The following is a 22,457-nucleotide window of genomic DNA, read 5'->3' as shown; positions in this document are numbered from 1 at the left end:
TAGAACGATCTAGACATGCCGTGAATCACATGCCAATATGGTGCCACTAGAACGATCTAGAAACCCAAGCCCAGGAGTATTCATGAGTTACCGTCAGTATCCGGTCAGCGAAGTCCGGCCGGTCCGCGTCGCCCTGATCGGCGCAGGCTGGATCGGAAGTTTCCACGCTGAGTCCGTTGCGCACCGGATTCCCAATGCCCGCCTCGAAGCGATTGCGGATCCTGCCCTTCCCGCCGTCGAAGCCCTGGCCGGCAGGCTGCGGGTCAGTAAGATCAGTGCTGACCCGGCCGATGTGATCAGCGATCCGGAGATCGACGCCGTCATCATCGCCGCCCCGGCACGGTTCCACTCCGGCCTGATCGCGGCCGCAGCTCGGGCCGGGAAGGATGTGTTCTGCGAAAAGCCCGGCGGCCGCACGATTGAGGAACTCGATGAAGCCCTCGAGGCGGCCGAGTCGGCCGGGATCACCGTTCAGTTCGGGTTTAACAGGCGTTACGCGGCCGATTTCGCCGCTGCACGCAAGCTCATTGACTGCGGCAGCGTGGGTGTCCCGCAGCTGCTCCGGTCCCTGACACGGGACCCCGGCAGTGTGGCCGGAATCGCCAATCCGGACCGTACCCCGCCGGGAACGATCTTCCTGGAAACCCTGATCCACGACTTTGACACCCTCAACTGGCTGAACCCCGGTGCCGTTCCAGTCCGCGTCCACGCGGTCGCTGACGCCCTCGTGGCCCCGGATGCCAAGGACGGCGGCTTCCTGGACACGGCGGTCGTGACCGTGACCTACAGCAACGGCGCCATCGCGGTGGCGGAGGCGAACTTCAACGCCCTCTACGGCTATGACGTGCGCGGCGAAGTGTTCGGTTCCGCCGGCATGGTGACGGCGGGCGGGCCGCAGGCCACCAGCGCGACGAGCTACACCGTGGCCGGCATCGGGGCCGACACGGTGCGGCTGAATGTGGATCTTTTCCACGACGCCTACACTGCGGAGCTGGCTCACTTCGTCGACGCCGTGAAGGCACGGCGCGACGGCGTGCAAGGCCCAGCCATCCCGGGCCCGGGCGGGACCGACGCCCGCAATGCCCTGGCCGTTGCCCTTGCGGCCCTGCGTTCAGCTGAAACCGGGCTGCCGGTCGAGGTTGCCTCGGTCGCCGCACTGCGGGCCGCCGAGCCCGAGCTCCACCCTGTGGGGGATGGCGCATGAGTTTCCGCCTGGCCGCCTGCGCCGAAATGGTCTACGGAGAGCTGCCCCTGATCGAACGCGTGCGGCACATCCACGGGCAGGGTTTCGAGGTGGAACTCTGGGACACCCGGGGCCGGGACATCACGGCCCTGGCCGCCACCGGGGCCCGCTTCTCTTCCATGAGCGGCTACTTCGGCGGCAGCCTCATTGATCCGGAGGGCGCTGACGAAGTGCTGGCCTCGGCGGAGAAACTCATTCCCGCGGCGCTGGAACTTGGTGTGGAACGTATGGTGGTCCACCCGGCCGAACTTGGCGAGGGCGGCCACGCCGTCCGGCCGGTTCACCGGTCCACCGGCCAGATGTGGCTGACCGGCCTGCGCACGCTGGAGCGGCTGGCCGTGCTGGGGGAGAAGCATGGGCTGACGTTTGCCCTGGAGAACCTGAATACGATCCTTGACCATCCGGGCATACCGCTGGCCCGGGCCAAGGACACCATGGCTCTGGTGTCTGCCGTAAACCATCCGAACGTGAAGATGATGCTGGATCTCTATCACGCCCAGATAGGGGAGGGAAACCTGATCGAACTCGTCAGGGCTGCGCTGCCCTGGACCGGGGAGATCCAGGTTGCCGATGTCCCCGGGCGGTTCGAGCCGGGCACCGGCGAGATCAACTACCGCGCTGTTGCAACGGCCCTCAGGGATGCCGGCTACTCCGGTGTCATCGGCCTGGAGGCTGGCGCTTCCGGCGGGCCCGGCGTGGCGGCAGGCGATGCAGCCCTGGCCGCCTTCCGTGCAGCTTTCGCAGACTGACACATCACTATGACCACCGCCGGGTGGCCGCAACACGCGGCCACCCGGCGGTGCTCGTGGTTAAGAGGGGCGTTAGCCCTATTCGCGAAACTGTGCGCCCTGCGACTGGGTGTCCTGAAGAAGCTATGGCCGGGAGGCCACACCCGGGTCAAGGAACCGCTTGCCGGTGACGCGCTCGGATGCTCCCGTCCGGTCCAGGTACGGGGTGATGCCGCCGAGGAACATGGGCCAGCCTGCCCCGAGGATCATGCACAGATCGATGTCCTCCGGCCCGGCCACCACGCCCTCGTCAAGCATCAGGGCAATTTCCTCGGCCAGGGCGTTCTGCGTCCGGCGCAGGACGTCTTCCCCGGTTGACGGCGACGTTCCGAACGACATCAGGGCCAGCGTGGATGCCGGAATTTCCTTTCCGCCGTCCGCGGCCGGAGACCACAGCAACCGCACTCCGTTGTCGATCAGCTTCTGCAGGTTCTGCGAAACCCTGAAGCGGTCGCCGAACGCGGCATGCAGCGATTCCTGGACATGCTGGGCCACGGGAAGCCCCACCATCGCGCCCAGGTCGAACGGAGTCATCGGCAGGCCCATCGGCCGCAGGGCGTTATCCGCGACGTCCGCCGGCGTGCCCTCGTCGAACGCCGCGGTGACCTCGCCCATGAGCCTCAGGAGGATCCGGTTGACCACGAACGCCGGGGCGTCCCTGACCAGGACCGCGGTCTTCTTCAGCCCCCTGGCCAGCTCGAAAGCCGTGGCCACCACGGCATCGTCCGTCTTCGGCGCGCGCACGATTTCCAGCAGCGGCATGACGGCCACGGGGTTGAAGAAATGGAAACCCACCAGCCGTTCCGGGTTCCCCAGGCCTTCGGCCATGGCTGTCACGGACAGCGAGGATGTGTTGGTCGCGAGGATGCAGTCGGGGGAGACGATGGCTTCGAGTTCGGCGAAAACCTGCTTCTTGACGTTGAGTTCCTCGAATACCGCCTCGATCACGAAGTCGGCATCCGTGAACGGCTCCTTGGAGACCGATCCCGTCACGAGGGCCTTGGTCCGGTTCGCTGCGTCCTGGCTGAGGCGCCCCTTGCCGAGCAGCTTGTCCACCTCCGCATGAACGTAGCCCACGCCCTTGTCCACGCGGGCCTGGTCGATGTCTGTCATGACCACCGGAACCTTGAGCTGCCGGGCAAACAGCAGGGCCAGCTGGCTTGCCATCAGCCCGGCGCCCACCACGCCCACCTTGGTCACCGGCCGGGCGAGCTTGCGATCAGGGGCACCGGCGGGGCGCTTGGACCTCTTCTGCACCAGGTCCAGGAACGCATAGACCGTGGAACGGAACTCGTCCGTCTGCATGAGGCCGGCCAGGGTTTCGCACTCCAGCGCGGCGGACTCCGCCTGGCTCATGGTCCGGTTGGCCTCCATGATGTCCAGCACCTTGGCCGGTGCGGGGGAGGCGTTGGATGTCTTGGATTCCACGAAGGCGCGGCCGGCGGCCACGGCCCCGGCCCAGCGGCCGGCCACTTCCGGGCTGTACGGGTCGACGGCGGAGGGCCGTTCAGGGGTGACGCCGCTGGAGATGACTCCCGCCGCCCAGGCGATCGACTGCTCCACGAAGTCTGCCGGTTCGAACATCGCGTCCGCGATCCCGAGCTTGTAGGCCTCGGGCCCCGACAGCGTGCGGTTGTTGTTTAGCGGGTTCTCGATCATCACCTTGACGGCGTTTTCCGGACCGATCAGCCGGGGCAGGATATAGACGCCGCCCCAGCCCGGAACCAGCCCGAGGAAGGCCTCCGGAAGGGCCAGCGCCCCGGCGGCGGCCGACACTGTCCGGTACGTCGACTGCAGGGCGATCTCCAGCCCGCCGCCCAAGGCCACTCCGTTGATGAAGGCGAAGCTGGGAACGCCAAGGTTGGCCAGGGTCGCGTAGACGTCGTGACCCAGCTGGGCCATCCACAGTCCGTGCTCCCGGCTGTTGAGTGACTTCACCGCGGACAGGTCCGCGCCGGCCACCAGATAGTGCGGCTTGCCCGTCACCCCGACGCCGACGATCTCGCCGTTGGCGGCCCGCTCCCTGAGGCCCTCGAGCACGGTCCCGAGTTCCACCAGGGTGTTGGGTCCCAGCGTAGTGGGCTTGGTGTGGTCCAGCCCGTTGTCCAGCGTGATCAGCGCGAAGACGCCCGGACTGGCCTCGCCGCCCACGGCCGGCAACTCGATGTCCTGCACATAGGAATGGGTGACCGTCTCATCCGGGAAGAGGTCGGCAAGCTTGCGGAAATCTGCGGCGCTCATGCTGAGGCTCCTGCGGTTGAGGTGGAAGCGGAATCGACGGCGTCGGAACGGTCGGCGCCGCTGTAGTCGGCATGGTGCGGGTTTTCCCAGATGACCGTGGCGCCCATCCCGAGGCCGACGCACATGGCCGTGATGCCGTAGCGCACGGAATGATCTTCCTGGAACTGCCGGGCCAGCTGGTTCATGAGCCGGACGCCCGACGACGCGAGCGGGTGGCCCACCGCTATGGCGCCGCCGTAGCGGTTGACCCGGGGGTCGTCGTCGGCAATGCCGAAATGGTCCAGGAAGCTGAGGACCTGGACGGCGAATGCCTCGTTGATTTCGAACAGGCCGATGTCCCCGATGTCCAGGCCGGCGTTCGCCAGGGCTTTCTCGGTTGAGGGAACGGGCCCGATCCCCATGACCTCCGGTTCCACGCCGGCGTAGGCATAGCTGACCAGCCGCATCCTGACGGGCAGCCCCAGTTCAGCGGCGGCGTCGGAGGATGCAAGCAGCGCGGCGGTGGCGCCGTCGTTGAGTCCTGCTGCATTGCCGGCCGTCACCCGGCCGTGGGCCCGGAACGGTGTCCGCAGGGCGGCGAGGTCCTCCACGGTGGTGCCCGGCCGCGGCGGCTCGTCCACTGTGTTGACGGTCCAGCCCTGGCCCGGCTTCATGGTGGCGACGGGGACAAGGTCCGGTTGGATCAGGCCGTTGCCGTACGCCGCCGCCAGCTTGTTCTGGGACGCCACCGCGTATGCGTCCGTGCGGTCCTTGGTGATGCGCGGAAAGCGGTCGTGCAGGTTTTCGGCAGTGTTGCCCATGTTGAGCGCGGCGGGGTCCACGAGGCGTTCGGACACGAAGCGCGGGTTGGGGTCGGCGCCGGCGCCCATGGGATGGTTCCCCATGTGTTCCACGCCGCCGGCGATCACGACGTCGTATGCGCCGAAACCGATGCCGCTGGCGGTGGTGGTCACGGCTGTCATGGCTCCTGCGCACATGCGGTCGATGGCGAACCCGGGTACCGTGCGCGGCAGGCCGGCCAGGAGGGCGGCGGTGCGGCCGATGGTGAGGCCCTGGTCGCCGGTCTGCGTCGTCGCGGCGACCGCCACTTCGTCGATGCGTTCGGCAGGAAGCGCGGGGTTGCGCCGCATCAGTTCGCGGATGCACTTGACCACGAGGTCATCAGCCCGCATTCCTGCGTAGATACCCTTCTCGCCTGCGCGGCCGAAAGGCGTGCGCACGCCGTCCACGAAGACGACGTCGCGGACCATGCGTTGGTTTCCGCTGCTTCGATGTTGGCTCACGTGCTGCTCCTCATTGAGACGTTGGTGCCCGATCCTGACTGAGGTCAGCAGGGATCCGGGCGACAGTGAGCCCTATGTTACTCGTCAGTAACATGAGGTGCAAGGAGCCTGCGGTGCAGGAACACAGCGCGCAAGGAGCCGTTGGCTAGGCCTTGGACTCCTTCGGCGGCAGCGGCTGCGGGTGGAGGAACGCTTCCGTGATGAGGGGCGTGACGAGTTCGACCTGCCACGGCCGCGCGCCCAGCCCGCGGAGTTCGTCGCCAACGGCGGCCTCATTGATTTCCGCCGGAGGACGCCAGGCGATGCGCCGCAGGAAGTCCGGGGTCAGCAGGTTCTCCAGCGGAAGATTGAATTCCTCGGCCTTTTTCTGCAGCAGCGGCCGTGCGGTGGACAGCCTCTCCGCGGCGGCAAGGTCGCGGTCGGCCCAGACCCGCGGCGGCGGCGGGGCGTTGGTGGGGAGGTGCAGCGGGGGAAGCTCGTCCAGTGCCCGGGCAGTCGAGATGCAGCGGAGCCAGCGCGGAGCCTCGCGCTGGGCGGCCCGGCCGTGGAAGCCCTTGGTACCCAGGAGCTGCGGCACCGTTGCCGGCATGGCCTTGGCGGCGGCCACGAGGGATGAATCGGGGATCAGCCTGCCCGGAGCGACGTCCCGCTTCTGGGCCAGGGCGTCGCGTTCGAGCCACATTTCACGGACGGCGGCCAGTTGGCGGCGGTCCCTGATCTGGTGGAGGCCTGACGTCTTGCGCCAGGGATCGACCCGCGGCGGGGCGAGCCCGGCCGAAAGGATTGCGGCGAACTCCTGCTCGGCGAATTCAAGCTTTCCGTCCGCCTCAAGGAGTTCGATGAGTTCCTCGCGCAGTTCCGTCAGGACCTCGACGTCGAGGGCCGCGTACCTGAGCCAGGGCTCCGGCAGGGGACGGGTGGACCAGTCGGCGGCGGAGTGTTCCTTGGCCAGGCCGAATCCGAGCAGCTGCTCGATGACCGCGGCGAGCCCCACGCGGGGCAGTCCCGCCAGCCTTGCGGCGAGCTCGGTGTCGAAGAGCTCGTCCGGCCACATGCCAAGCTCCGAGAGGCAGGGGAGGTCCTGGCTGGCAGCGTGCAGGATCCATTCGACGCCGTGGAGGGCATCGTTGATGATCCGAAGGTCCTCAAACGGTTCAGGATCGATGAGCCAGGTTCCGGATCCCTCCCGCCGGATCTGCACCAGGAAGGCCCGCTGGCCGTACCGGAAGCCGGATGCCCGCTCCGCATCGACACCCGCCGGGCCGGTTCCGGCCGCAATGGCGGCCGCGCAGCGCTCCAGTCCTGCCTGGGTCTCGATGACCAGCGGCACGCCGTCGCGCGGCGAATCCAGATCAATGACAACGGGTACGAGGCTGTCGAAGCCCTCCACCGTGATGTGGGGTGTGGTTTCAGCAGCCGGAGCGCCGGCTGTGGTGTTTTCCGGATTTTGAGGGGTCATGATGCCCCTAGTTTACCGGCAGCAGGCCGGCGGGCGGATTCGGCACAGGCGGCGTCCGCTAGTTCCGGCGCCTGCGGGGCAGTGCGGAGACGCCGTCGGGCAGGGGCGGGAGGCCGGCAAAAGTGCACACCATGTCGGACCAGGCCTCAAGATGGGCCTGGATGTCCGCGCTGGCAGGCGTCCAGGAGGCGCGGAGTTCGATGTCGATGGAACCCGGCCGGTCGGACAGCGTGCCGAAGCTTTCCGACAGCACGCGGGTGGCTGTTCCGCCGGCTGCGCGGTACGGCGCGTGGTGCGTTTCCAGGGCTTCCACGAGCCATGTCCAGGCCACGGAGCCGAGCATTTCGTCGTTTCCCATCTCGGCCTCGAGCTGGGCGCGGATGTACGTGACAATGCGGAACTCACCGTCCCAGACGGCCGAGCCGTCGGGGTCGTACAGCAGGATGAACCTGCCGGTGGCGAGCTCGTCGCCGTCGGGGTCGTCGCCGGCGGCGGCCGAGCGGGCCAGAGCCATGGCCGCGGGGCCGTGGACAGCAGCGTAATCGCCACCGCCGCCGCTGGGCACAAGCACCTCGGCGCCGAGCGCCACGGCAAACGGTGCCAGCCGTGAGGGCGCCGGGATCTCGTCCAGGCGCAGCTCGCTGCGGCATCGTGCTTTCCGGAGCGTTCCCAAGGCGTGAAGGAAATCCGAGGGAACCTGGGCAAGTGCGTTCACATTCGCAGGTTACGCAATAGAGTCCGCCGCCGCCCGCAGGCTCGCCGCCCGCTCATGCAATCGCCCGCATGCTACTGCTCGCCTGCCGTGGACGCCGGACCGTGGCCGGACAGTTCCCTCTTGATGGCTTCGACGAACGCATCGACGTCCTCCTCGCTGGTATCAAACGAGCACATCCAGCGGACTTCCCGGGCGGCCTCGTTCCAGTCGTAGAAGCGGAAGGACTTCCGCAGCCTGTCCGCCACGCCCTCGGGCAGGATGGCGAAGACGCCGTTGGATTCCGTCTTCTGGGTGGGTTCCACGCCGTCTATGGCATCCACCGCCGACCGCAGCCTGGTGGCCATGGCGTTCGCGTGGGCGGCCGAGCGCAGCCACAGATCGCCCTCCAGCAGCGCGATGAACTGCGCGGACATGAAGCGCATCTTGGAGGCCAGCTGCATGTTCATCTTCCGCAGGAAGGGCAGGCCGTGGGCGGCGTCCGGATTCAGAGCCACCACCACCTCGCCGAACAGCAGGCCGTTCTTGGTGCCGCCAAAGGACAGGATGTCCACGCCGGCATCGCGGGTGAAGGCCCGCAGCGGAACATCCAGGTGCGCCGCCGCGTTTGCCAGCCGGGCGCCGTCCATGTGCAGCTTCATGCCCTTGGCATGCGCGTGCTCGGCGATCGCCCGCACTTCCTCCGGCGTGTAGCAGGTGCCGAGCTCGGTGGTCTGGGTGATGGAGACAGCCAGCGGCTGGGCACGGTGCTCGTCGCCCCAGCCCCACGCCTCACGGTCAATAAGCTCCGGGGTCAGCTTGCCGTCCGGCGCGGGAACCTGCAGCAGCTTGATGCCGCCGATGCGCTCCGGGGCGCCGTTCTCATCCATGTTGATGTGCGCCGTCGACGCGCAGATCACCGCACCCCAGCGGGGGAGCAGGGACTGCAGCGAGAGCACGTTGGCGCCGGTGCCGTTGAAGACGGGGAAGCACTCGATGCCTTCGCCGAAGTGCTCCTCCATGAGTTCCTGCAGCCGCGCGGTGTAGTCATCTTCGCCGTAGGACACCTGGTGCCCCTCATTCGCCGCCGCCAGCGCAGCAAGCACTTCCGGGTGCACGCCGGAATAGTTGTCGGAGGCAAATCCCCGGACGGTGGCGTCGTGCAGCCGGGAGATGGTGCCGTTGCCGGCCGTTTCAACTGTGGTTGTCATCGCTTTGGTCACGCTTTCAGTCTAGGTAGTTCCGGCGGTTGGTGCCGGGTCAGGGTGTCAGCGGTCAGGGTGTCAGCGGCAGCCGCTTGCCGTTCAGTTCCGCGGCGGACTGGCCGAAAAGCCCGACGACGGCGGCCGCCAGGTCCTCGACGTCGGTGTACCCCGGGAACTTGCGTTCCGGCTGCCGGCTCCGCATGCCGGCGTCCACGAGGGCCTTCGCCACGAACACGACGGCGGCGCTGTTCAGTTTGGGCGTGCTGTTCAGTTTGGGGGCGCCGGAGACGTCCGCGTCTCCGGCCTGGTCGCGGCGGAACCCGTCAGCCACCGCCATGGTCCAGGCCTCGGCGGCCGCCTTGGCTGCCACATAGTTGGCGATGCCGGCGGCGGGCTCGCTGACCGTCGTCGACGACACCATGGCGAAGCGGCCGGTATCCGAGGCCACGAGGTCGTCGTAGAAGACGCGGGTGACGTTTCGGAGCGTGGTTATGGCGCTGCGTTCCAGGAAGTCCCAGTCTTCGTCGCTTTGGTCGGTGATTCCCTGCGCTCCGCGCCACCCGCCGACGAGGTGGATGACGCCGTCGATCCTTCCTGCGGTCCGGGCGAGGGTTCGGTGAAGTTCGCGGACCTCGGGGAGGTCCGCGAGATCGCACGCGAACGGGGTGACTCCGGGACCGGCCTGGGCAGCGGCGGCCTTAATCCTCGCCTCGTCCGATCCCACGGTGAAGACCGAGAAGCCAGCCCGCCGCAGCGCGCCCGCCACGGCTATTCCCGACGGGCCGCTGCCGCCCGTGACCAGGACGTTGGCGCCGTTGCCGGCGGTCATCCCGCGGTCATCGGCGTCGCCGCAGGACCTGTGCTTGAGTGGCCCGGGTCCGAGGTTCCGGTGATGCCGGCGGTTGACTCGATGACGGGCCGCATCTTCTTTTCCAGTGCCTCGTAGAACATGGACAGCGGGAACTCATCGTCCAGCACCTGGTCGGTGAGCCCGCGGGGCGGCCCGTCGAGGGGGAGGGCCCCGGGTCCCTTGGCCCACACGGAGGCCGGGTTGGGCGTGACGGTGCCCGAGATGAGCTCATAGGCGGCCAGCCAGTGGGCTGTTTTGGGCCGGTCGATGGAACGCCAGTAAAGCTCGTCAATCCGGGCGCCGAGTTCGATGACGACGCCGGCGACTTCGTCCCAGTCGATGCTGAGGCGGCTGTCGGTCCAGTGGAGCACCCGGTGCTGGTGCAGCCAGGCGAACAGCAACTGGCCGCCGAGTCCGTCGTAGTTGCGCACCCGGCTGCCGGTGATGGCGAAGCGGAAAATGCGGTCGAAGATGACGGCGTACTGGACCAGTTTCGCGTGCCGGCGGGTTTCCGGGTCGGCCTCTTCGTCCTTCTCGATCTTCACGGACTCCCTGAAGGCGGTCAGGTCGCAGCGCAGCTCCTCCAGCGAATATAGGAAGAACGGCATGCGCTGCTTGATCATGAAGGGATCGAAGGGCAGGTCCCCGCGCATGTGGGTCCGGTCGTGGATCAGGTCCCACATCACGAACGTTTCCTGTGTGAGCTCCTGGTCCCCGAGGAGCTCGGCGGCATCGGCCGGCAGTTCAAGGGCCGTGATGTCCGCTGCGGCACGAAGGACACGGCGGAAGCGGGCAGCCTCACGGTCTGCGAAGATCGCCCCCCACGTGAACTTGGGGGTCTCGCGGACGGCCACAGTCTCCGGAAAGAGCACCGCGGAGTTGGTGTCATATCCGGGCGTGAAGTCAAGGAAGCGGATGGGGACAAAGAGCCTGTTCGAGTAGTCGCCCTGTTCCAGTCCGGCGATGAATTCAGGCCAGACGACCTCGATCAGCACCGCTTCCACCAGCCGGCTGCTGCTGCCGTTCTGGGTGTACATGGGGAATACCACGAGGTGCTGGAGCCCGTCTTCGCGGTGCGCCTGCGGCTGGAAGGCGAGCAACGAGTCCAGGAAGTCGGGAACGCCGAAGCCGGCCTCCATCCAGCGGCCGAAGTCGCGGCCCAGCAGTTCAAGGTAGCGGGCATCGTGCGTCAAGGCCGGGGCAAGGGCCTTGACGGCATCGACGATGGCACAGACGTGGCCGGCCGCGGCCGCGTGGTCGGCTTTTTCCGGTACGGAGCCGTCCTGCACCTGCAGTCCGCGGAGGGCCGTCGCTGAGGCCTTCAGCCGCTGCCATTCGGGGTGGTCGGCGGAGATTGTGGCAGGTGCGGTGGTCGCGGTGAGTGTCATCTTCGGCGTCGCCTTTCTGGTTGCCTGAGCTTCTACGCCGAGCGTAGCAAGCAGCCAGAGTTCCTAATCCATAATCGGCGTTAGCGTAAGAAACTGTGAGGCTAAGGGCCGACATTCAGCTCGTCAGATATAGCGGCGCATAGCCTCAGGTGTCGGCCCCTGCGCTGCCTTCAGCCGGGACCAGCTTCAGCGAAATCGAGTTGATGCAGTAGCGCTGGTCCGTAGGCGTGCCGTAGCCCTCGCCTTCGAAAACGTGCCCCAGGTGGGAATCGCAGTTTGAGCACCGCACTTCGATGCGTTCCATGCCGAGGGTGCGGTCGTGGATGTACCGTACGCGTTCCTCTGCCAGCGGGGCCCAGAAGGACGGCCAGCCGCAGTGCGAATCGAATTTCTCGTTGCTGGTGAAAAGCTCCGCCCCGCAGGCGCGGCAGTGGTAGACGCCTGCCGTGTGGGTGTCCCAGTACTCGCCTGTGTACGGGCGTTCCGTGCCCGCCTGGCGCAGCACGCGGTACTCCTCGGGCGTAAGTTCCTTGCGCCAGTCCTCGTCGTCCCGTGCCGCGGCCGGAATTCCGGCGCCCGCGGTGTTGGTGCTGTCAGCTTTTTCTGGAGTGCTCATAGCCTTGTCAACGCTTACGAGTCCCCGATAAATCCCGAACCCGCATACAGGTGCAGCACCGGGAGCCCCAGCCGGTCCTGGGCCTTGTTGGCCCAGTCGGTGTGGAAGGTGTCCGCCACAGCGTGCGGCCTGGTGATGACAACAGCCTGCGCGGCCCCAAGTTCCTGCACCTTTGCCACGAGGCCGTTGACCGCTTCGCCGTCCACTATCTCCCCCGAGACACCGCCGCCCACGCCTTCGAGCGCACTTAGCGACGTAGCCAGGGTTTCCGCAGCAGCCGTCCGCTGCTTCTCCGGGTCCGGGGCGTGGGCCGTTAGCTCGCGGAAGGCCTTGGCGATGTCCAGCATTGAGAGATTCTCGAGGAAGTCCACCAGCAGGTGCCGTTCCGTATTGGCAGGCACGAGCACTACCAGGCGCGCATCACCCCCGTCCACCAGGCGTACGATGTTGACGCGGTCGTCCGCACCCAGCGGCTCTTCTGTGAGAATGACGATTGGATCGCTCATGCCATCAGCCTAGCCCCGACGAACCGCCCCCGCATGCATTTGCCACCCGATGTGCCTCGGACGCCCACTCCGGCGAGAATGGTGCCATGGACTCCTCCTTCACGCTTCCCGAAGCGCTGCAGCGCCACCTGGTTCCGGACACCGACCGGCTGCCGCTGGCGGGCCCCCAGGACAGCACGATGACGCTGAGGGCGAAGTGGACCCTGGGCGGGGCCATCGCCGGCGGCGCTGCTGCCGGTCTCCTTGGCGCCGGCTCGTCGGCGCTGGCGCTGTACTTCGCCCGGCGCGTGCTCACCCCGTCCCGGGCGCGTCCTGCCGACCAGGAAGTGCTGGCGGTCATCAGGGAGGGCCGCGGGCTCCAGGTCATCCTGGCCGCCACGCCGGACGCTACCCTCGACGGCGTCTACGGACTCTTCTTTGACGGCGGAAACGGCTACGCCCGCATCGGCAAGATTGTGTCCTACTCGCCGGCCGAGCGAACGGTGCTCCGCGAGGTCGAGGCGGTCTACAGCGGCGACCTCGCGACTGCCCGGCGCGGCTGGTGGAGCGGCGCCGTGTATCCGGATCCCGCCGCCGTCGGGCTGGCGTCGGAAGAAGTCGGCATCAAGGTCGACGGCGGAACCGCTCCTGCCTGGCTGATCAGGGCTGAACCCGACGCCGGCACGTGGGCCATCATGGTCCATGGCCGCGGCGCAACAAGGCAGGAAGGCCTCAGGGCCGTTCGGGCCGCCCGCGAACTGGGACTCTCCAGCCTGCTGGTGTCCTACCGCAACGACGGACTGGCGCCCTCGGCGCCGGACGGCAGGTACGGCCTGGGGTCCACCGAGTGGCGGGACATCGACGCCGCAATCTCCTTCGCCCTCGCCAACGGGGCCAATGATGTCGTTCTCTTCGGCTGGTCCATGGGCGGTGCCATCTGCCTGCAGACCGCGGATCTCTCGAAGCACCGGACGGTGATCAGGGCAATGGTCCTGGACGCTCCCGTCATCGACTGGGTCAATGTGCTGGCCCATCACGCCGAATTGAACCGGATTCCGTCCGTCGTCGGCCGGTACGGACAGCTCATGATGGGCCACCGGCTGGGGCGCCGCCTGACCGGGCTGGCTGCTCCGTTGGACCTGAAGGCCATGGACTGGGTGTCCAGGGCCGTGGAACTGCGGACATCCACCCTCATTGTGCACAGCGTGGACGACGAATATGTCCCGTACCGGCCCTCCGCGCTCCTCGCCGAAAAGAATCCGGAGATGGTCACGTTCGAGGCGTTCGAGCAGGCGCGGCACACGAAGGAATGGAATGTTGATCCGGGCCGCTGGGAAAACCTGGTCAAGGCCTGGCTGCAGCAGCAGCTCGCGCCCAGGCTGAATCCGGGGCAGGGATCCGGAGCTGAACGGGACCTGCGGGATTAGCGCGGCCGGCTGCCGGTCCTGGCGCCGGCTGTACTGGCCCTGGCTGTACTGATCGGGGCGGTGACGGCGCCCGTGAGGCGGATCAGGTCCTTGGGATCGAGCTCGATGTCAAGGCCGCGGCGGCCTCCGGAAACGAGGATGCTGGCCAGCGCCAGCGCGCTTTCATCAATCACCGTGGGGGAGGGCTGCCGCTGGCCCAGCGGCGAGATGCCACCCAGGACGTAGCCCGTCCTCCGTTCAGCCGCGGCAGGGTCAGCCATGGCGGCCTTCTTGCTGCCCAGGGCCGCCGCAATGGCTTTCAGGTCCAGGCTTCCGCTCACCGGAACGACGCCGACGGCGAGCCTGCCGTCGACTTCGACCATCAGCGTCTTGAAGACCCTCGCCGGATCGATCCCCAGGACTTCGGCAGCCTCCATTCCGTAACTGGCGGCTGCGGGGTCGTGGCTGTAGGGATGCAGGCCAAAGGAAACGCCTGCCGCAGCCAGTGCGGCTGTGGCAGGCGTTCCCTGCGAGGTGTTCTTGCGCGCCACGGCCGGTACCGGACCGCTTAGCTCTGGAGCCTGGCGGACGCGGCGACTTTGCGCTTGATGCGGCCCAGCATCGCCGTCATCCCGCGCATCCGCAACGGCGTGATGGCCCGCGTCAGCCCCAGCAGTTCCGGCATGTCATCCGGCACGGCCAGGATCTCCTGCGCCGTGAGGCCGTCGAGACCCTCGTGGAGCACGCCAGCGAATCCCCGCGTGGTGGGTGCCTCAGGAGGGGCCTTGAAGAACAGCCGGAAAGCGGCGGGGGACCCGTCGTCGTCCTTTTCTGCCTCGATCGTCAGAAACAGCGGCGACTGGCACTCGACCACCTGCTCCAGCAGTTCCGGGTGATCCCGGAGCCGCTCCGGCAGTTCGGGCAGGGCGCGGGAAAACTCCAGAAGCAGTTGAAGCCGGTCAGGCTCGGTCAGTGCCTGGAAGTCATCGACAATCTCCGCCAGCGCGGTGGGAAGTGCATAAGTACTCATCCCTTCCAGCTTACGCAGATTTGCCCCGCAGCGGCCTTTTCTTACGGCTGCTTACCTGTCTTAAAGGTGCTTACCTGGCGGCAGCCGGAACGGATCCGCGCTCGGCTCCCTTGACGATCGGCACGCGTACGGCGTTGCCCCACTCCGTCCAGGAACCGTCATAATTGCGGACCGTCTCGAATCCGAGCAGGTACTTCAGCGCAAACCACGTGTGGCTTGAGCGTTCGCCGATGCGGCAGTAGGCCACGACGTCGTCCCCTTCAGCCAGTCCGGCTTCCTCGAGGTAGAGCGCCTCAAGCTCGGGCCGGGTGCGGTAGGTGCCGTCCTCCGCTGCCGCACGTGCCCAAGGGATCGACGCCGCCGTGGGGATGTGGCCGCCGCGGAGGGCGCCCTCCTCGGGGTAGGCGGGCATGTGCGTGCGCTGGCCCGTGTACTCCTCGGGGGAGCGGACATCGATGAGTGGCTTGCCAAAGTGTGCGAAGACATCGTCCTTGAACGCGCGGATGGGTGCGTCATTGCGTTCGACGACGGGATAGTCACCGGCCGCCGGCGCCGGAATGTCGGTTGTCAGCTCGCGGCCTTCGGCGATCCATTTGTCCCGCCCGCCGTCGAGCAGCCTGACGTCCTCGTGGCCGAAGAGGGTGAACACCCAGAGGGCGTAGGCGGCCCACCAGTTGGACTTGTCCCCATAGATCACCACGGTGGTGTCGCGGGAAATGCCCTTGGCCGCTGCCAGGGCGGCAAAAGCGTTGCCGTCCACGTAGTCCCGGGTCACTTCGTCGTTCAGGTCCGTATGCCAGTCCACCTTGACCGCGCCCGGGATGTGTCCGGTCTCGTACAGCAGGACGTCCTCGTCGGATTCCACCACCACGAGCTTTCCGTTGCCGAGCGCACCGCCCTCGATGGCGGCGGCGAGCCACTCCGTGGAGACGAGCCGCTCCGGGTGGGCGTAGGAGGTGAACTTCTCGTTCTGTTCAACTGGGTAGGACATTCGTATGGCCTTTCACTGAAACGGTCACGTCGGACCGCCGTAAGAGCCGGTCGGTCACTGCCTCAACCCTAGCCACGGCCTGCGGTGAATGCTCCCCCTCGTTAACAGGGCGAAATGTGCGCTTGGTCACGGCGGGGGACGGCCGGCGCTCTCACATCGGGGCGGCGCCGTCAATGCCGGTATCCTGTCTGGGGACAAGTCACCAGCAGAACGGACCACCTTGGTACAGATTGAAAAGCTTGCCACCCGGACACCGGCGGTGTCGGTGGATGAGCTCCTCAAAGGTTTCTACCCGTCACCAAGGTTCGGGAAGGTGTCCTTCGCAAGCTACCGGCCCGATCATTCGCAGCCGAGCCAGGCAGCGGCCGTCCATGCCCTCGAGGCTTTTGCCGGCGGTGTTGGCGCGGGAGACGGGGCGGGACTGTTCAAACGGCTCTTCGCCAAGAAGGACACATCGCGGGCCGGCATTTACCTCGACGGTGGTTTCGGCGTCGGGAAAACCCACCTCCTCGCCTCGCTGTGGCACGCGGCGCCCGGCCCCAAGGCCTTCGGCACGTTCGTGGAGTACACCAACCTGGTGGGAGCGCTGTCCTTCCGGAAAACCGTTGAGGCGCTGAGTTCGTACAAGCTTGTCTGCATCGATGAGTTCGAGCTGGATGACCCGGGCGACACCGTCCTGATGTCCCGGCTCATGCGCGAACTCGCCGACGCCGGCGTCAAACTCGCTGCCACCTCCAACACGCTGCCCGGGTCCCTGGGCGACGGCCGCTTCGCCGCGGTCGACTTCCAGCGGGAGATCCAGGTCCTGGCCGACCAGTTCGATGTCATCAGGATCGACGGCGAGGACTTCCGGCACCGTGGCCTGCCCGCGGCCCCGCTGCCCCTGCGGAACAGCGAACTTCACGCCCACATGAAGGCGGAGTTCGACGGCCAGACAGTTGCGGAGGACGACTTCAAGACCCTGATCGCCCACCTGGCAGGCGTCCACCCGAGCCGCTACCGGAAACTCATCGACGGCGTGGACGGCGTTGTCTGGCGCGATGTGGAGACCATTACCGAACAGGCCGTGGCGCTGAGGTTCGTGGTGCTGGCGGACCGGCTGTACGACAAGGACGTTCCGATCCTGGCCAGCGGCGTGCCGTTCGACCAGCTCTTCACGCATGAAATGATGACCGGCGGCTACATGAAGAAGTACTTCCGGGCAGTCTCCCGCCTGACGGCACTGGCCCGTGAAGGCCAGAATCACGAGCCGTCCTAGGAAAGTCTTCCGCGGTATTCCCGGGCGTTAAGGCAGGACTTTAAACGCCAAAGGTGCCGGCGCCGCCTCTCGGCCGACCGGCACCCGGTTGACGTGTCTGGGCAGAGCCCGGGCAAATCCTGGTTACGGAGCCTTCTCGTCCGGCGGCACTACCTGGCCCGCCGGAGCCTGGTTGGGCGTTCCGTCTGCGTCGTCAACGAAGGTGGAAGCGCCATCCTGGACCTTATCTACATGGCCGGCATACTTGCCGCCTGTCTTCGAGTCGACAAAGTCGCCCGCTTTTTCGATGCCGTCCTTGATGGCCTGCTCGTTGCCGCGGATCAGACCCTGAGCTTTGCCCTTCAGATCGTCAATCAGTCCCACGAGCACCTCCCTTCAATCGCGGAGCCAGTTCGCTCCTCCGCATTCGATCCTAGCTGCCGGGGCGGTGGCTGCCAAGGATCTATTGACAGAAATTGTCAAACGGTGTGAGGGCAAGAAAAAAGCAGCTCCGGGGAGCTGCTTCAATCGTGGGCGATACTGGGATCGAACCAGTGACCTCTTCCGTGTCAGGGAAGCGCGCTACCGCTGCGCCAATCGCCCGGAACCGGAAGACCGGCTGAATCCTGGGTTCGGATCCCGAAGGATCAAGAGAGCGGACGACGAGATTCGAACTCGCGACATCCACCTTGGCAAGGTGGTGCTCTACCAGCTGAGCTACGTCCGCGCATGATGTCCGTACCGGCATGGCCGGACGTTCAACAACAAGCAAGTTGCCTTGCTCTGGTGGGCGATACTGGGATCGAACCAGTGACCTCTTCCGTGTCAGGGAAGCGCGCTACCGCTGCGCCAATCGCCCATCGCATCCGGTCAGACCGGAAACCATGGTTTTCACCGAGGTGGGTACGGGATTCGAACCCGTGTATACGGCTTTGCAGGCCGCTGCCTCGCCTCTCGGCCAACCCACCGTGTAAGCGTCGATTCCAAGGAATCTTTGCCGTGACAGTGTCCTGCGAGCGGACGACGAGATTCGAACTCGCGACATCCACCTTGGCAAGGTGGTGCTCTACCAGCTGAGCTACGTCCGCATTCGGAGCGCTGATTCCTTGCCGTGATCGGCATTTCCTCGCGTTCCAACGAGTAAAAACTCTATAGGAGGTTCAGGGAATCTCCAAATCGGGGCATGACGCGGTCACGCACACCCCCTTACTTCCTTGAATTCTAGGGAAATTTTCGAATTACAGACCTGTAATTCCGCAGGCCAGGGAGTCCGGCGTGGACCCGGCCTTCCCTGCGGGTTCCATGCCCGGGAGGCCCGATTTCCGAAAACCCCGCATCGTCGGCTAGCATTCAAATGCATCGGGGCGATTGGCGCAGTGGTAGCGCGCTTCGTTCACACCGAAGAGGTCACTGGTTCGAACCCAGTATCGCCCACCGATGAATGGTCCGTTCCGCCCGGGATAAAACCCGGCGGAGCGGACTTTTCTGTTTCCGGACTTATTGTCAGCCCCCCGTGAAAGAGTTTTGCCATGACTGATCCACTCCTCGCCCACGCCACGGAATACGGCCGGATGTACGCGCGCTCCACCACGGAAGCGTTCTCGGTTCCGTCCATCACCACAGTCATCGGCCAGCAGCCCCACGGGCTGGACGGATGGTTCGGCTACATGGGCGCCAGCAGTCTCGCCAAGGATCCGTCGCTTCCTGAAATCCTGGGCAGCCCGGCAAAGGTCCGGCAGGCCGTGAACCGTGCAGCCAAGGCAGCCGAGGCCTACCGCGACGAAGCAGCCCAGCGCGGGGACCGCGTCCACAACTACTGCGAACAGGTTGCGCTGCGTGCCCTGGGCCGGACCCACCGGATGAAGGAAACGCGGGAAGCCCTGGCGTCCAACGGTGAAGAGGCCTTCGCGGCCCGTTTCGACGAATGGTGGGAGCTGTTCCGGGTCGAACCGTTGGCGCCGGAGATTACGGTGTGGAACAAGACGGTGGGGTACGCCGGAACGCTGGATCTCGTGGCGCGGATCAACGGGCGGACCTGCCTCATTGACTACAAGACCAAAGGAACCACCCGCGACGGCCAGGTCAAACCGCTGGACGACAAAGTGGTCATGCAGCTCGTCGCAGGCATGAAGGCTGAGGAAAGCCTCGTGGATGCCGTGGCGGGGGAGTGGGAACCCTGGCGGCACGGTGATTCTCCCGTGCTGCTCGCCGTCGCCATCGGCGAAACTGAAGTGCGCCCGGTGAGGGCGAATCCGGACGTGCTGCGGCACCACTGGTGGAAATTCTGCGCGCTGCGCCGCGTGTGGGAGATGTCTGCGGACACGGTCAGTGCAGGACCTGCGCTGCTGCCGGTGGCACCGCCAGTGTTCGCCTGAGCCGCGGTCCGGGCGGCGCCGGTTCCGGCCGCAGCAACTAAACTGGACAGGATCCGTTAACGCCCACCGTGAGGAAATGACTGCACATGGCAATTCTGAATATCCGTATCATCGGCGACCCCGTGCTGCGCACGGTTGCCGACCCTGTCACGGAATTCGGGCCGGAGCTTGTCAGGCTCGTTGCCGACATGACCGAAACCATGGAAGACGTGGAAGGCGCCGGCCTGGCCGCGCCCCAGGTCGGCGTCAGCCTCAGGGTGTTCACCTACCGGATCGGCGGCGTTGAGGGCCACGTCATCAACCCGGTGCTGGAAAACAGCGACGACTTCCAGCCTGACGAAATGGAGGGCTGCCTGTCCATCCCGGGCCTCGGCTTCCCCGTCCGCCGCTACCGCGCCACGCGCGTCACCGGGGTGGACGTCAACGGAAACCCCGTCTCCGTGGAGGCAGAGGGAATGCTGGCCCGCTGCTTCCAGCACGAAACCGATCACCTTGACGGCATTCTGTACACGGACCGCCTTGAGGGCGAGGACCGCAAGGCAGCGCTGCGCTCCATCCGCAACGCCAACTACGACTCCATCACGGAACGGACGACGGCGAAGCGCGCCAAGACAGTCGGCTCCAGTTTCGGCGGCGGCAGCTTTGGCGCTGCCGGATGAGGGTCCTCTTCGCGGGAACGCCGGCAGTAGCCGTACCGTCCCTTGATGCGCTGGTCGCCGCCGGCTTCGACGTCGTCGCGGTGCTGACCCGGCCGGACGCGCCGATCGGGCGCAAACGCGTGCTCACGCCGTCGCCCGTTGCGGCACGTGCCGCCGAGCTCGGACTCGAAGTCATACACGCCGCGCGTGTGGACGACGCCGTCACCGCCAGGATTGCGGCAGTCCGTCCGGACGTGGCCGCCATCGTGGCGTACGGCGGACTTGTGCCGCGTGCTGCCCTCGACATTCCCCAGCATGGTTGGATCAACCTGCATTTTTCGCTGCTGCCGGCCTGGCGCGGTGCTGCACCCGTGCAGCGCTCTGTCATTGCCGGCGACGACGTCACCGGAGCGGTGACCTTCCTCCTGGAGGAGGGGCTGGATACCGGCCCGGTGATCGGCACGCTGACCGAACCCGTCCGCCCCGACGACACGTCCGGTGGGCTGCTGGAGCGGCTCTCGCACAGCGGCGCCGTGCTGCTGGCCCAGACACTGTCCGCTGTCGAGTCGGGCGCGGCCTCCCCGCGGCCGCAGCATGGCGAGGTTACCCTCGCCCCCAAGCTGACCATCGACGACGGCCGGATCGACTGGTCGGAACCGGCCCTTTCCGTCGGCCGGCGCGCCCGGGGCGTCACGCCGGAGCCGGGGGCATGGACCACCTTCGACGGCCAGCGCCTGAAACTTGAGCCGGTGCTGCTGCGGCCCGAGGCTGCCGCGCGGGTGCCGGGCACACTCGCGCTGGACGGAAGGAGCGTGCTGGTGGGAACCGGCTCGCACCCCGTCGAGCTGACCCGGGTCCAGCCTGCGGGCAAGAAAATGATGGCCGCGGCCGACTGGGCCCGCGGACAAGCTTCCCTTGAAAGCGTGGTGTTCGAATGAGCGAGTCCGGGACAGGCGGCAGCGGCCGGGGCAGGGGGCCCCAGCGAGCGGGACAGGGCGGCCAGGGCGGCGGCCAGCGGGGCGGCGGAGCCAGCCGGCGCAACGCGCAGGGCCGGGAGCGCAACCGCGGGCCGCAGCGCAGCTACACCGAGAACGCGCCGTCCCAGCGCACCCGGCGCGCCGATCCGGCCCGGTTGGTCGCTTTCGAAGTGCTGCGTGCGGTGGCCGCCGAGGACGCGTACGCCAACCTTGTCCTGCCGGCGAGGATCCGGCACCACGGCCTGGACAAGCGCGACGCCGGCTTCGCCACGGAACTGAGCTATGGCGCCCTCCGGGGACAAGGCACGTATGACGCGGTCCTGGCACGATGCGTGGACCGGCCGCTGGACCAGCTGGACCCCGCCGTCCTCGATGCGCTGCGCATTGGCACGCACCAGTTGCTGGCCATGCGCGTTCCGGCGCATGCTGCGCTCGACCAGACTGTGGGCCTGGCCCGCGCCGTGATCGGGGCCGGACCTTCCGCCCTGATCAATGCCGTGCTGCGCAAGGTCTCCGCACACACGCTGGAGGAATGGCTGGAATTGCTGCTCAGCGATGAGCAGGATCCAACCAAGGTGGCCTCGGTCCGGTACGCCCATCCGGAGTGGATCGTGCGTGCCTTCAGGCAGTCCCTCGTGGCCCACGGCAGGCCGGTCACCGAAATCAACGATCTCCTGGAGGCGGACAACGCTGCCCCGGTAGTCAACCTCGTGGCCCTTCCCGGGCTCGGAAGCCTGGACGAAGCCCTCGAAAACGGAGCCTCGCCCGGCGAACTCGTCGAAGGCTCCGCGCTGTCCAGCGGCGGCGACCTCGGCCGGCTTTCCTCGGTCAGGGCAGGAACCACGCGCGTCCAGGACGTCGGCTCCCAGCTCGTGGCCCGTGCCATGGCTGCGCTGCCGCTGAGCACTACGGAAGGCAGCGGCGCGGAAGGCAACGGCCCGGAGGGGACCGCCGAAGCCTGGCTGGACCTGTGCGCCGGCCCCGGAGGCAAGGCCGCCCTGCTCGGGGCGCTGGCCAATGAGCGCGGCGCCACCCTGCTCGCCAACGAACCGGCCCCGCACCGGGCCAAACTGGTCAGACAGGCACTGTCCGCCGTCCCGTCCGGCGTGTGGAAGGTGCGCACAGGCGACGGCCGGGAGGTCGGCCAGGAACAGCCGGAAGCGTTCGACCGCGTGCTCGTCGACGTACCCTGCACCGGACTCGGCGCCCTGCGCCGCCGGCCCGAGTCGCGGTGGCGGCGCACGCCCAAGGACCTGGCCGATCTCGGACCGCTGCAGCGGGAGCTGCTCAAGTCGGCCCTGGACGCGGTGAAACCCGGCGGGGTTGTGGCCTATGTGACGTGTTCACCGCACCCGGCCGAGACCACGGCGGTGGTCACCGATGCACTGCGCAAGCGCGACGACCTCGAACTGCTGGACGCCGGAAGGGCGCTGGATGCTGTCAGCCTGACCGGGCACCTTGACGCCGGCCACGAGCTCACGGCCCAGCTGTGGCCCCACATTCACCGCACGGATGCCATGTTCCTTGCACTCATCCGCAAGAAGCCCTGAACTT

The 22,457-nt window shown here is 67.0% G+C and carries 21 protein-coding genes and 6 tRNA genes; 9 read left to right on the top strand and 18 right to left on the bottom strand.

The window, feature by feature from the left end:
* Positions 1-82 precede the first annotated feature (82 nt).
* Positions 83-1,204, top strand: a complete 1,122-nt coding sequence (locus ASG92_RS06295) for a Gfo/Idh/MocA family oxidoreductase (protein ID WP_056625993.1) — start codon at positions 83-85, stop codon at positions 1,202-1,204.
* Positions 1,201-1,992, top strand: a complete 792-nt coding sequence (locus ASG92_RS06290; protein ID WP_056625990.1) for a TIM barrel protein — start codon at positions 1,201-1,203, stop codon at positions 1,990-1,992. The genes ASG92_RS06295 and ASG92_RS06290 overlap by 4 nt, the downstream gene beginning before the upstream one ends.
* A gap of 123 nt (positions 1,993-2,115) precedes the next feature.
* On the opposite strand, the gene ASG92_RS06285 is transcribed toward ASG92_RS06290, so the two are convergent.
* The 9 genes from ASG92_RS06285 to ASG92_RS06245 all read right to left on the bottom strand — a co-directional run bounded on the left by ASG92_RS06285 (position 2,116) and on the right by ASG92_RS06245 (position 12,270).
* Positions 2,116-4,272 (bottom strand): 3-hydroxyacyl-CoA dehydrogenase NAD-binding domain-containing protein, encoded by a 2,157-nt coding sequence (locus tag ASG92_RS06285; RefSeq protein WP_056625987.1) that lies wholly within the window; start codon positions 4,270-4,272, stop codon positions 2,116-2,118.
* Positions 4,269-5,555 (bottom strand): acetyl-CoA C-acyltransferase, encoded by a 1,287-nt coding sequence (locus tag ASG92_RS06280; RefSeq protein WP_056625984.1) that lies wholly within the window; start codon positions 5,553-5,555, stop codon positions 4,269-4,271. The genes ASG92_RS06285 and ASG92_RS06280 overlap by 4 nt, the downstream gene beginning before the upstream one ends.
* Positions 5,556-5,700: 145 nt before the next feature.
* Positions 5,701-7,014, bottom strand: coding sequence for an HRDC domain-containing protein (locus ASG92_RS06275; protein WP_056625981.1), 1,314 nt, complete (start codon positions 7,012-7,014; stop codon positions 5,701-5,703).
* A 58-nt stretch (positions 7,015-7,072) separates the two neighbouring features.
* Complete coding sequence (locus ASG92_RS06270) at positions 7,073-7,729, bottom strand: DUF3000 domain-containing protein (RefSeq protein WP_056625978.1); 657 nt, start codon at positions 7,727-7,729, stop codon at positions 7,073-7,075.
* 71 nt (positions 7,730-7,800) lie between these two features.
* Complete coding sequence (locus tag ASG92_RS06265) at positions 7,801-8,916, bottom strand: low specificity L-threonine aldolase (RefSeq protein WP_056625975.1); 1,116 nt, start codon at positions 8,914-8,916, stop codon at positions 7,801-7,803.
* Between the two features lie 64 nt (positions 8,917-8,980).
* Positions 8,981-9,739: an SDR family oxidoreductase gene (locus ASG92_RS06260; protein WP_056625972.1), complete on the bottom strand. Its 759-nt coding sequence runs from the start codon at positions 9,737-9,739 to the stop codon at positions 8,981-8,983.
* The gene (locus ASG92_RS06255; RefSeq protein WP_056625968.1) at positions 9,736-11,148 is read right to left on the bottom strand and encodes a DUF6421 family protein; all 1,413 of its coding nucleotides are present in this window, start codon (positions 11,146-11,148) and stop codon (positions 9,736-9,738) included. The genes ASG92_RS06260 and ASG92_RS06255 overlap by 4 nt, the downstream gene beginning before the upstream one ends.
* 145 nt (positions 11,149-11,293) lie before the next feature.
* The gene (gene msrB, locus ASG92_RS06250) at positions 11,294-11,764 is read right to left on the bottom strand and encodes a peptide-methionine (R)-S-oxide reductase MsrB (RefSeq protein WP_056625966.1); all 471 of its coding nucleotides are present in this window, start codon (positions 11,762-11,764) and stop codon (positions 11,294-11,296) included.
* Between the two features lie 14 nt (positions 11,765-11,778).
* Entirely contained in the window at positions 11,779-12,270 is a 492-nt protein-coding gene (locus ASG92_RS06245; RefSeq protein WP_056625963.1) for a hypothetical protein, read from the bottom strand.
* 179 nt (positions 12,271-12,449) lie between these two features.
* Between ASG92_RS06245 and ASG92_RS06240 the strand changes: the two genes are divergently transcribed.
* The gene (locus tag ASG92_RS06240; protein WP_056626075.1) at positions 12,450-13,676 is read left to right on the top strand and encodes an alpha/beta fold hydrolase; all 1,227 of its coding nucleotides are present in this window, start codon (positions 12,450-12,452) and stop codon (positions 13,674-13,676) included.
* Here ASG92_RS06240 and ybaK read toward each other — a convergent pair.
* From ybaK to ASG92_RS06225, 3 genes are all read right to left on the bottom strand, one after another.
* Positions 13,673-14,206 (bottom strand): Cys-tRNA(Pro) deacylase, encoded by a 534-nt coding sequence (gene ybaK / locus ASG92_RS06235; protein ID WP_056625961.1) that lies wholly within the window; start codon positions 14,204-14,206, stop codon positions 13,673-13,675. The two genes, ASG92_RS06240 and ybaK, sit on opposite strands and share 4 nt — an antisense overlap.
* A gap of 17 nt (positions 14,207-14,223) precedes the next feature.
* Positions 14,224-14,685 carry a SufE family protein gene (locus tag ASG92_RS06230; protein WP_200951894.1) on the bottom strand — a complete coding sequence of 154 codons (462 nt, stop codon included), beginning with the start codon at positions 14,683-14,685 and terminating at the stop codon, positions 14,224-14,226.
* 70 nt (positions 14,686-14,755) lie between these two features.
* Positions 14,756-15,676, bottom strand: a complete 921-nt coding sequence (locus ASG92_RS06225) for a sulfurtransferase (protein ID WP_056625955.1) — start codon at positions 15,674-15,676, stop codon at positions 14,756-14,758.
* A 220-nt stretch (positions 15,677-15,896) separates the two neighbouring features.
* On the opposite strand from ASG92_RS06225, the gene zapE reads away from it, so the two are divergent.
* Entirely contained in the window at positions 15,897-16,934 is a 1,038-nt protein-coding gene (gene zapE, locus ASG92_RS06220) for a cell division protein ZapE (RefSeq protein ID WP_056625954.1), read from the top strand.
* 123 nt (positions 16,935-17,057) lie between these two features.
* Here zapE and ASG92_RS06215 read toward each other — a convergent pair whose 3' ends face one another.
* From ASG92_RS06215 to ASG92_RS06190, 6 genes are all read right to left on the bottom strand, one after another.
* On the bottom strand, positions 17,058-17,303 hold the full coding sequence (locus ASG92_RS06215; protein WP_240987029.1) for an antitoxin: 246 nt from the start codon (positions 17,301-17,303) through the stop codon (positions 17,058-17,060).
* 141 nt (positions 17,304-17,444) lie between these two features.
* Positions 17,445-17,516, bottom strand: a tRNA-Val gene (locus tag ASG92_RS06210).
* Between the two features lie 51 nt (positions 17,517-17,567).
* A tRNA-Gly gene (locus ASG92_RS06205) sits at positions 17,568-17,640 on the bottom strand.
* Positions 17,641-17,697: 57 nt separating this feature from the next.
* Positions 17,698-17,772 (bottom strand) — tRNA-Val (locus ASG92_RS06200).
* 38 nt (positions 17,773-17,810) lie between these two features.
* Positions 17,811-17,881 (bottom strand) — tRNA-Cys (locus ASG92_RS06195).
* A 47-nt stretch (positions 17,882-17,928) separates the two neighbouring features.
* A tRNA-Gly gene (locus ASG92_RS06190) sits at positions 17,929-18,001 on the bottom strand.
* 274 nt (positions 18,002-18,275) lie between these two features.
* Between ASG92_RS06190 and ASG92_RS06185 the strand changes: the two genes are divergently transcribed.
* The 5 genes from ASG92_RS06185 (at position 18,276) to ASG92_RS06165 (ending at position 22,453) form a co-directional block, all read left to right on the top strand.
* Positions 18,276-18,347, top strand: a tRNA-Val gene (locus ASG92_RS06185).
* Between the two features lie 95 nt (positions 18,348-18,442).
* Positions 18,443-19,288 carry a cytochrome gene (locus ASG92_RS06180; protein ID WP_056625951.1) on the top strand — a complete coding sequence of 282 codons (846 nt, stop codon included), beginning with the start codon at positions 18,443-18,445 and terminating at the stop codon, positions 19,286-19,288.
* Between the two features lie 86 nt (positions 19,289-19,374).
* Positions 19,375-19,947, top strand: a complete 573-nt coding sequence (gene def, locus ASG92_RS06175; protein WP_056625948.1) for a peptide deformylase — start codon at positions 19,375-19,377, stop codon at positions 19,945-19,947.
* Positions 19,944-20,864, top strand: a complete 921-nt coding sequence (gene fmt / locus ASG92_RS06170; protein ID WP_056625946.1) for a methionyl-tRNA formyltransferase — start codon at positions 19,944-19,946, stop codon at positions 20,862-20,864. Before def ends, fmt begins: the two co-directional genes overlap by 4 nt.
* Positions 20,861-22,453 (top strand): transcription antitermination factor NusB, encoded by a 1,593-nt coding sequence (locus tag ASG92_RS06165; RefSeq protein ID WP_056625941.1) that lies wholly within the window; start codon positions 20,861-20,863, stop codon positions 22,451-22,453. The genes fmt and ASG92_RS06165 overlap by 4 nt, the downstream gene beginning before the upstream one ends.
* The last annotated feature ends 4 nt before the right edge of the window (positions 22,454-22,457 follow it).

Source organism: Arthrobacter sp. Soil736 (genome assembly GCF_001428005.1).
Lineage (GTDB): Bacteria > Actinomycetota > Actinomycetes > Actinomycetales > Micrococcaceae > Arthrobacter.
Note: the sequence above shows the minus strand (reverse complement) of the source record. Positions and strands in the feature narration are given on the sequence as shown.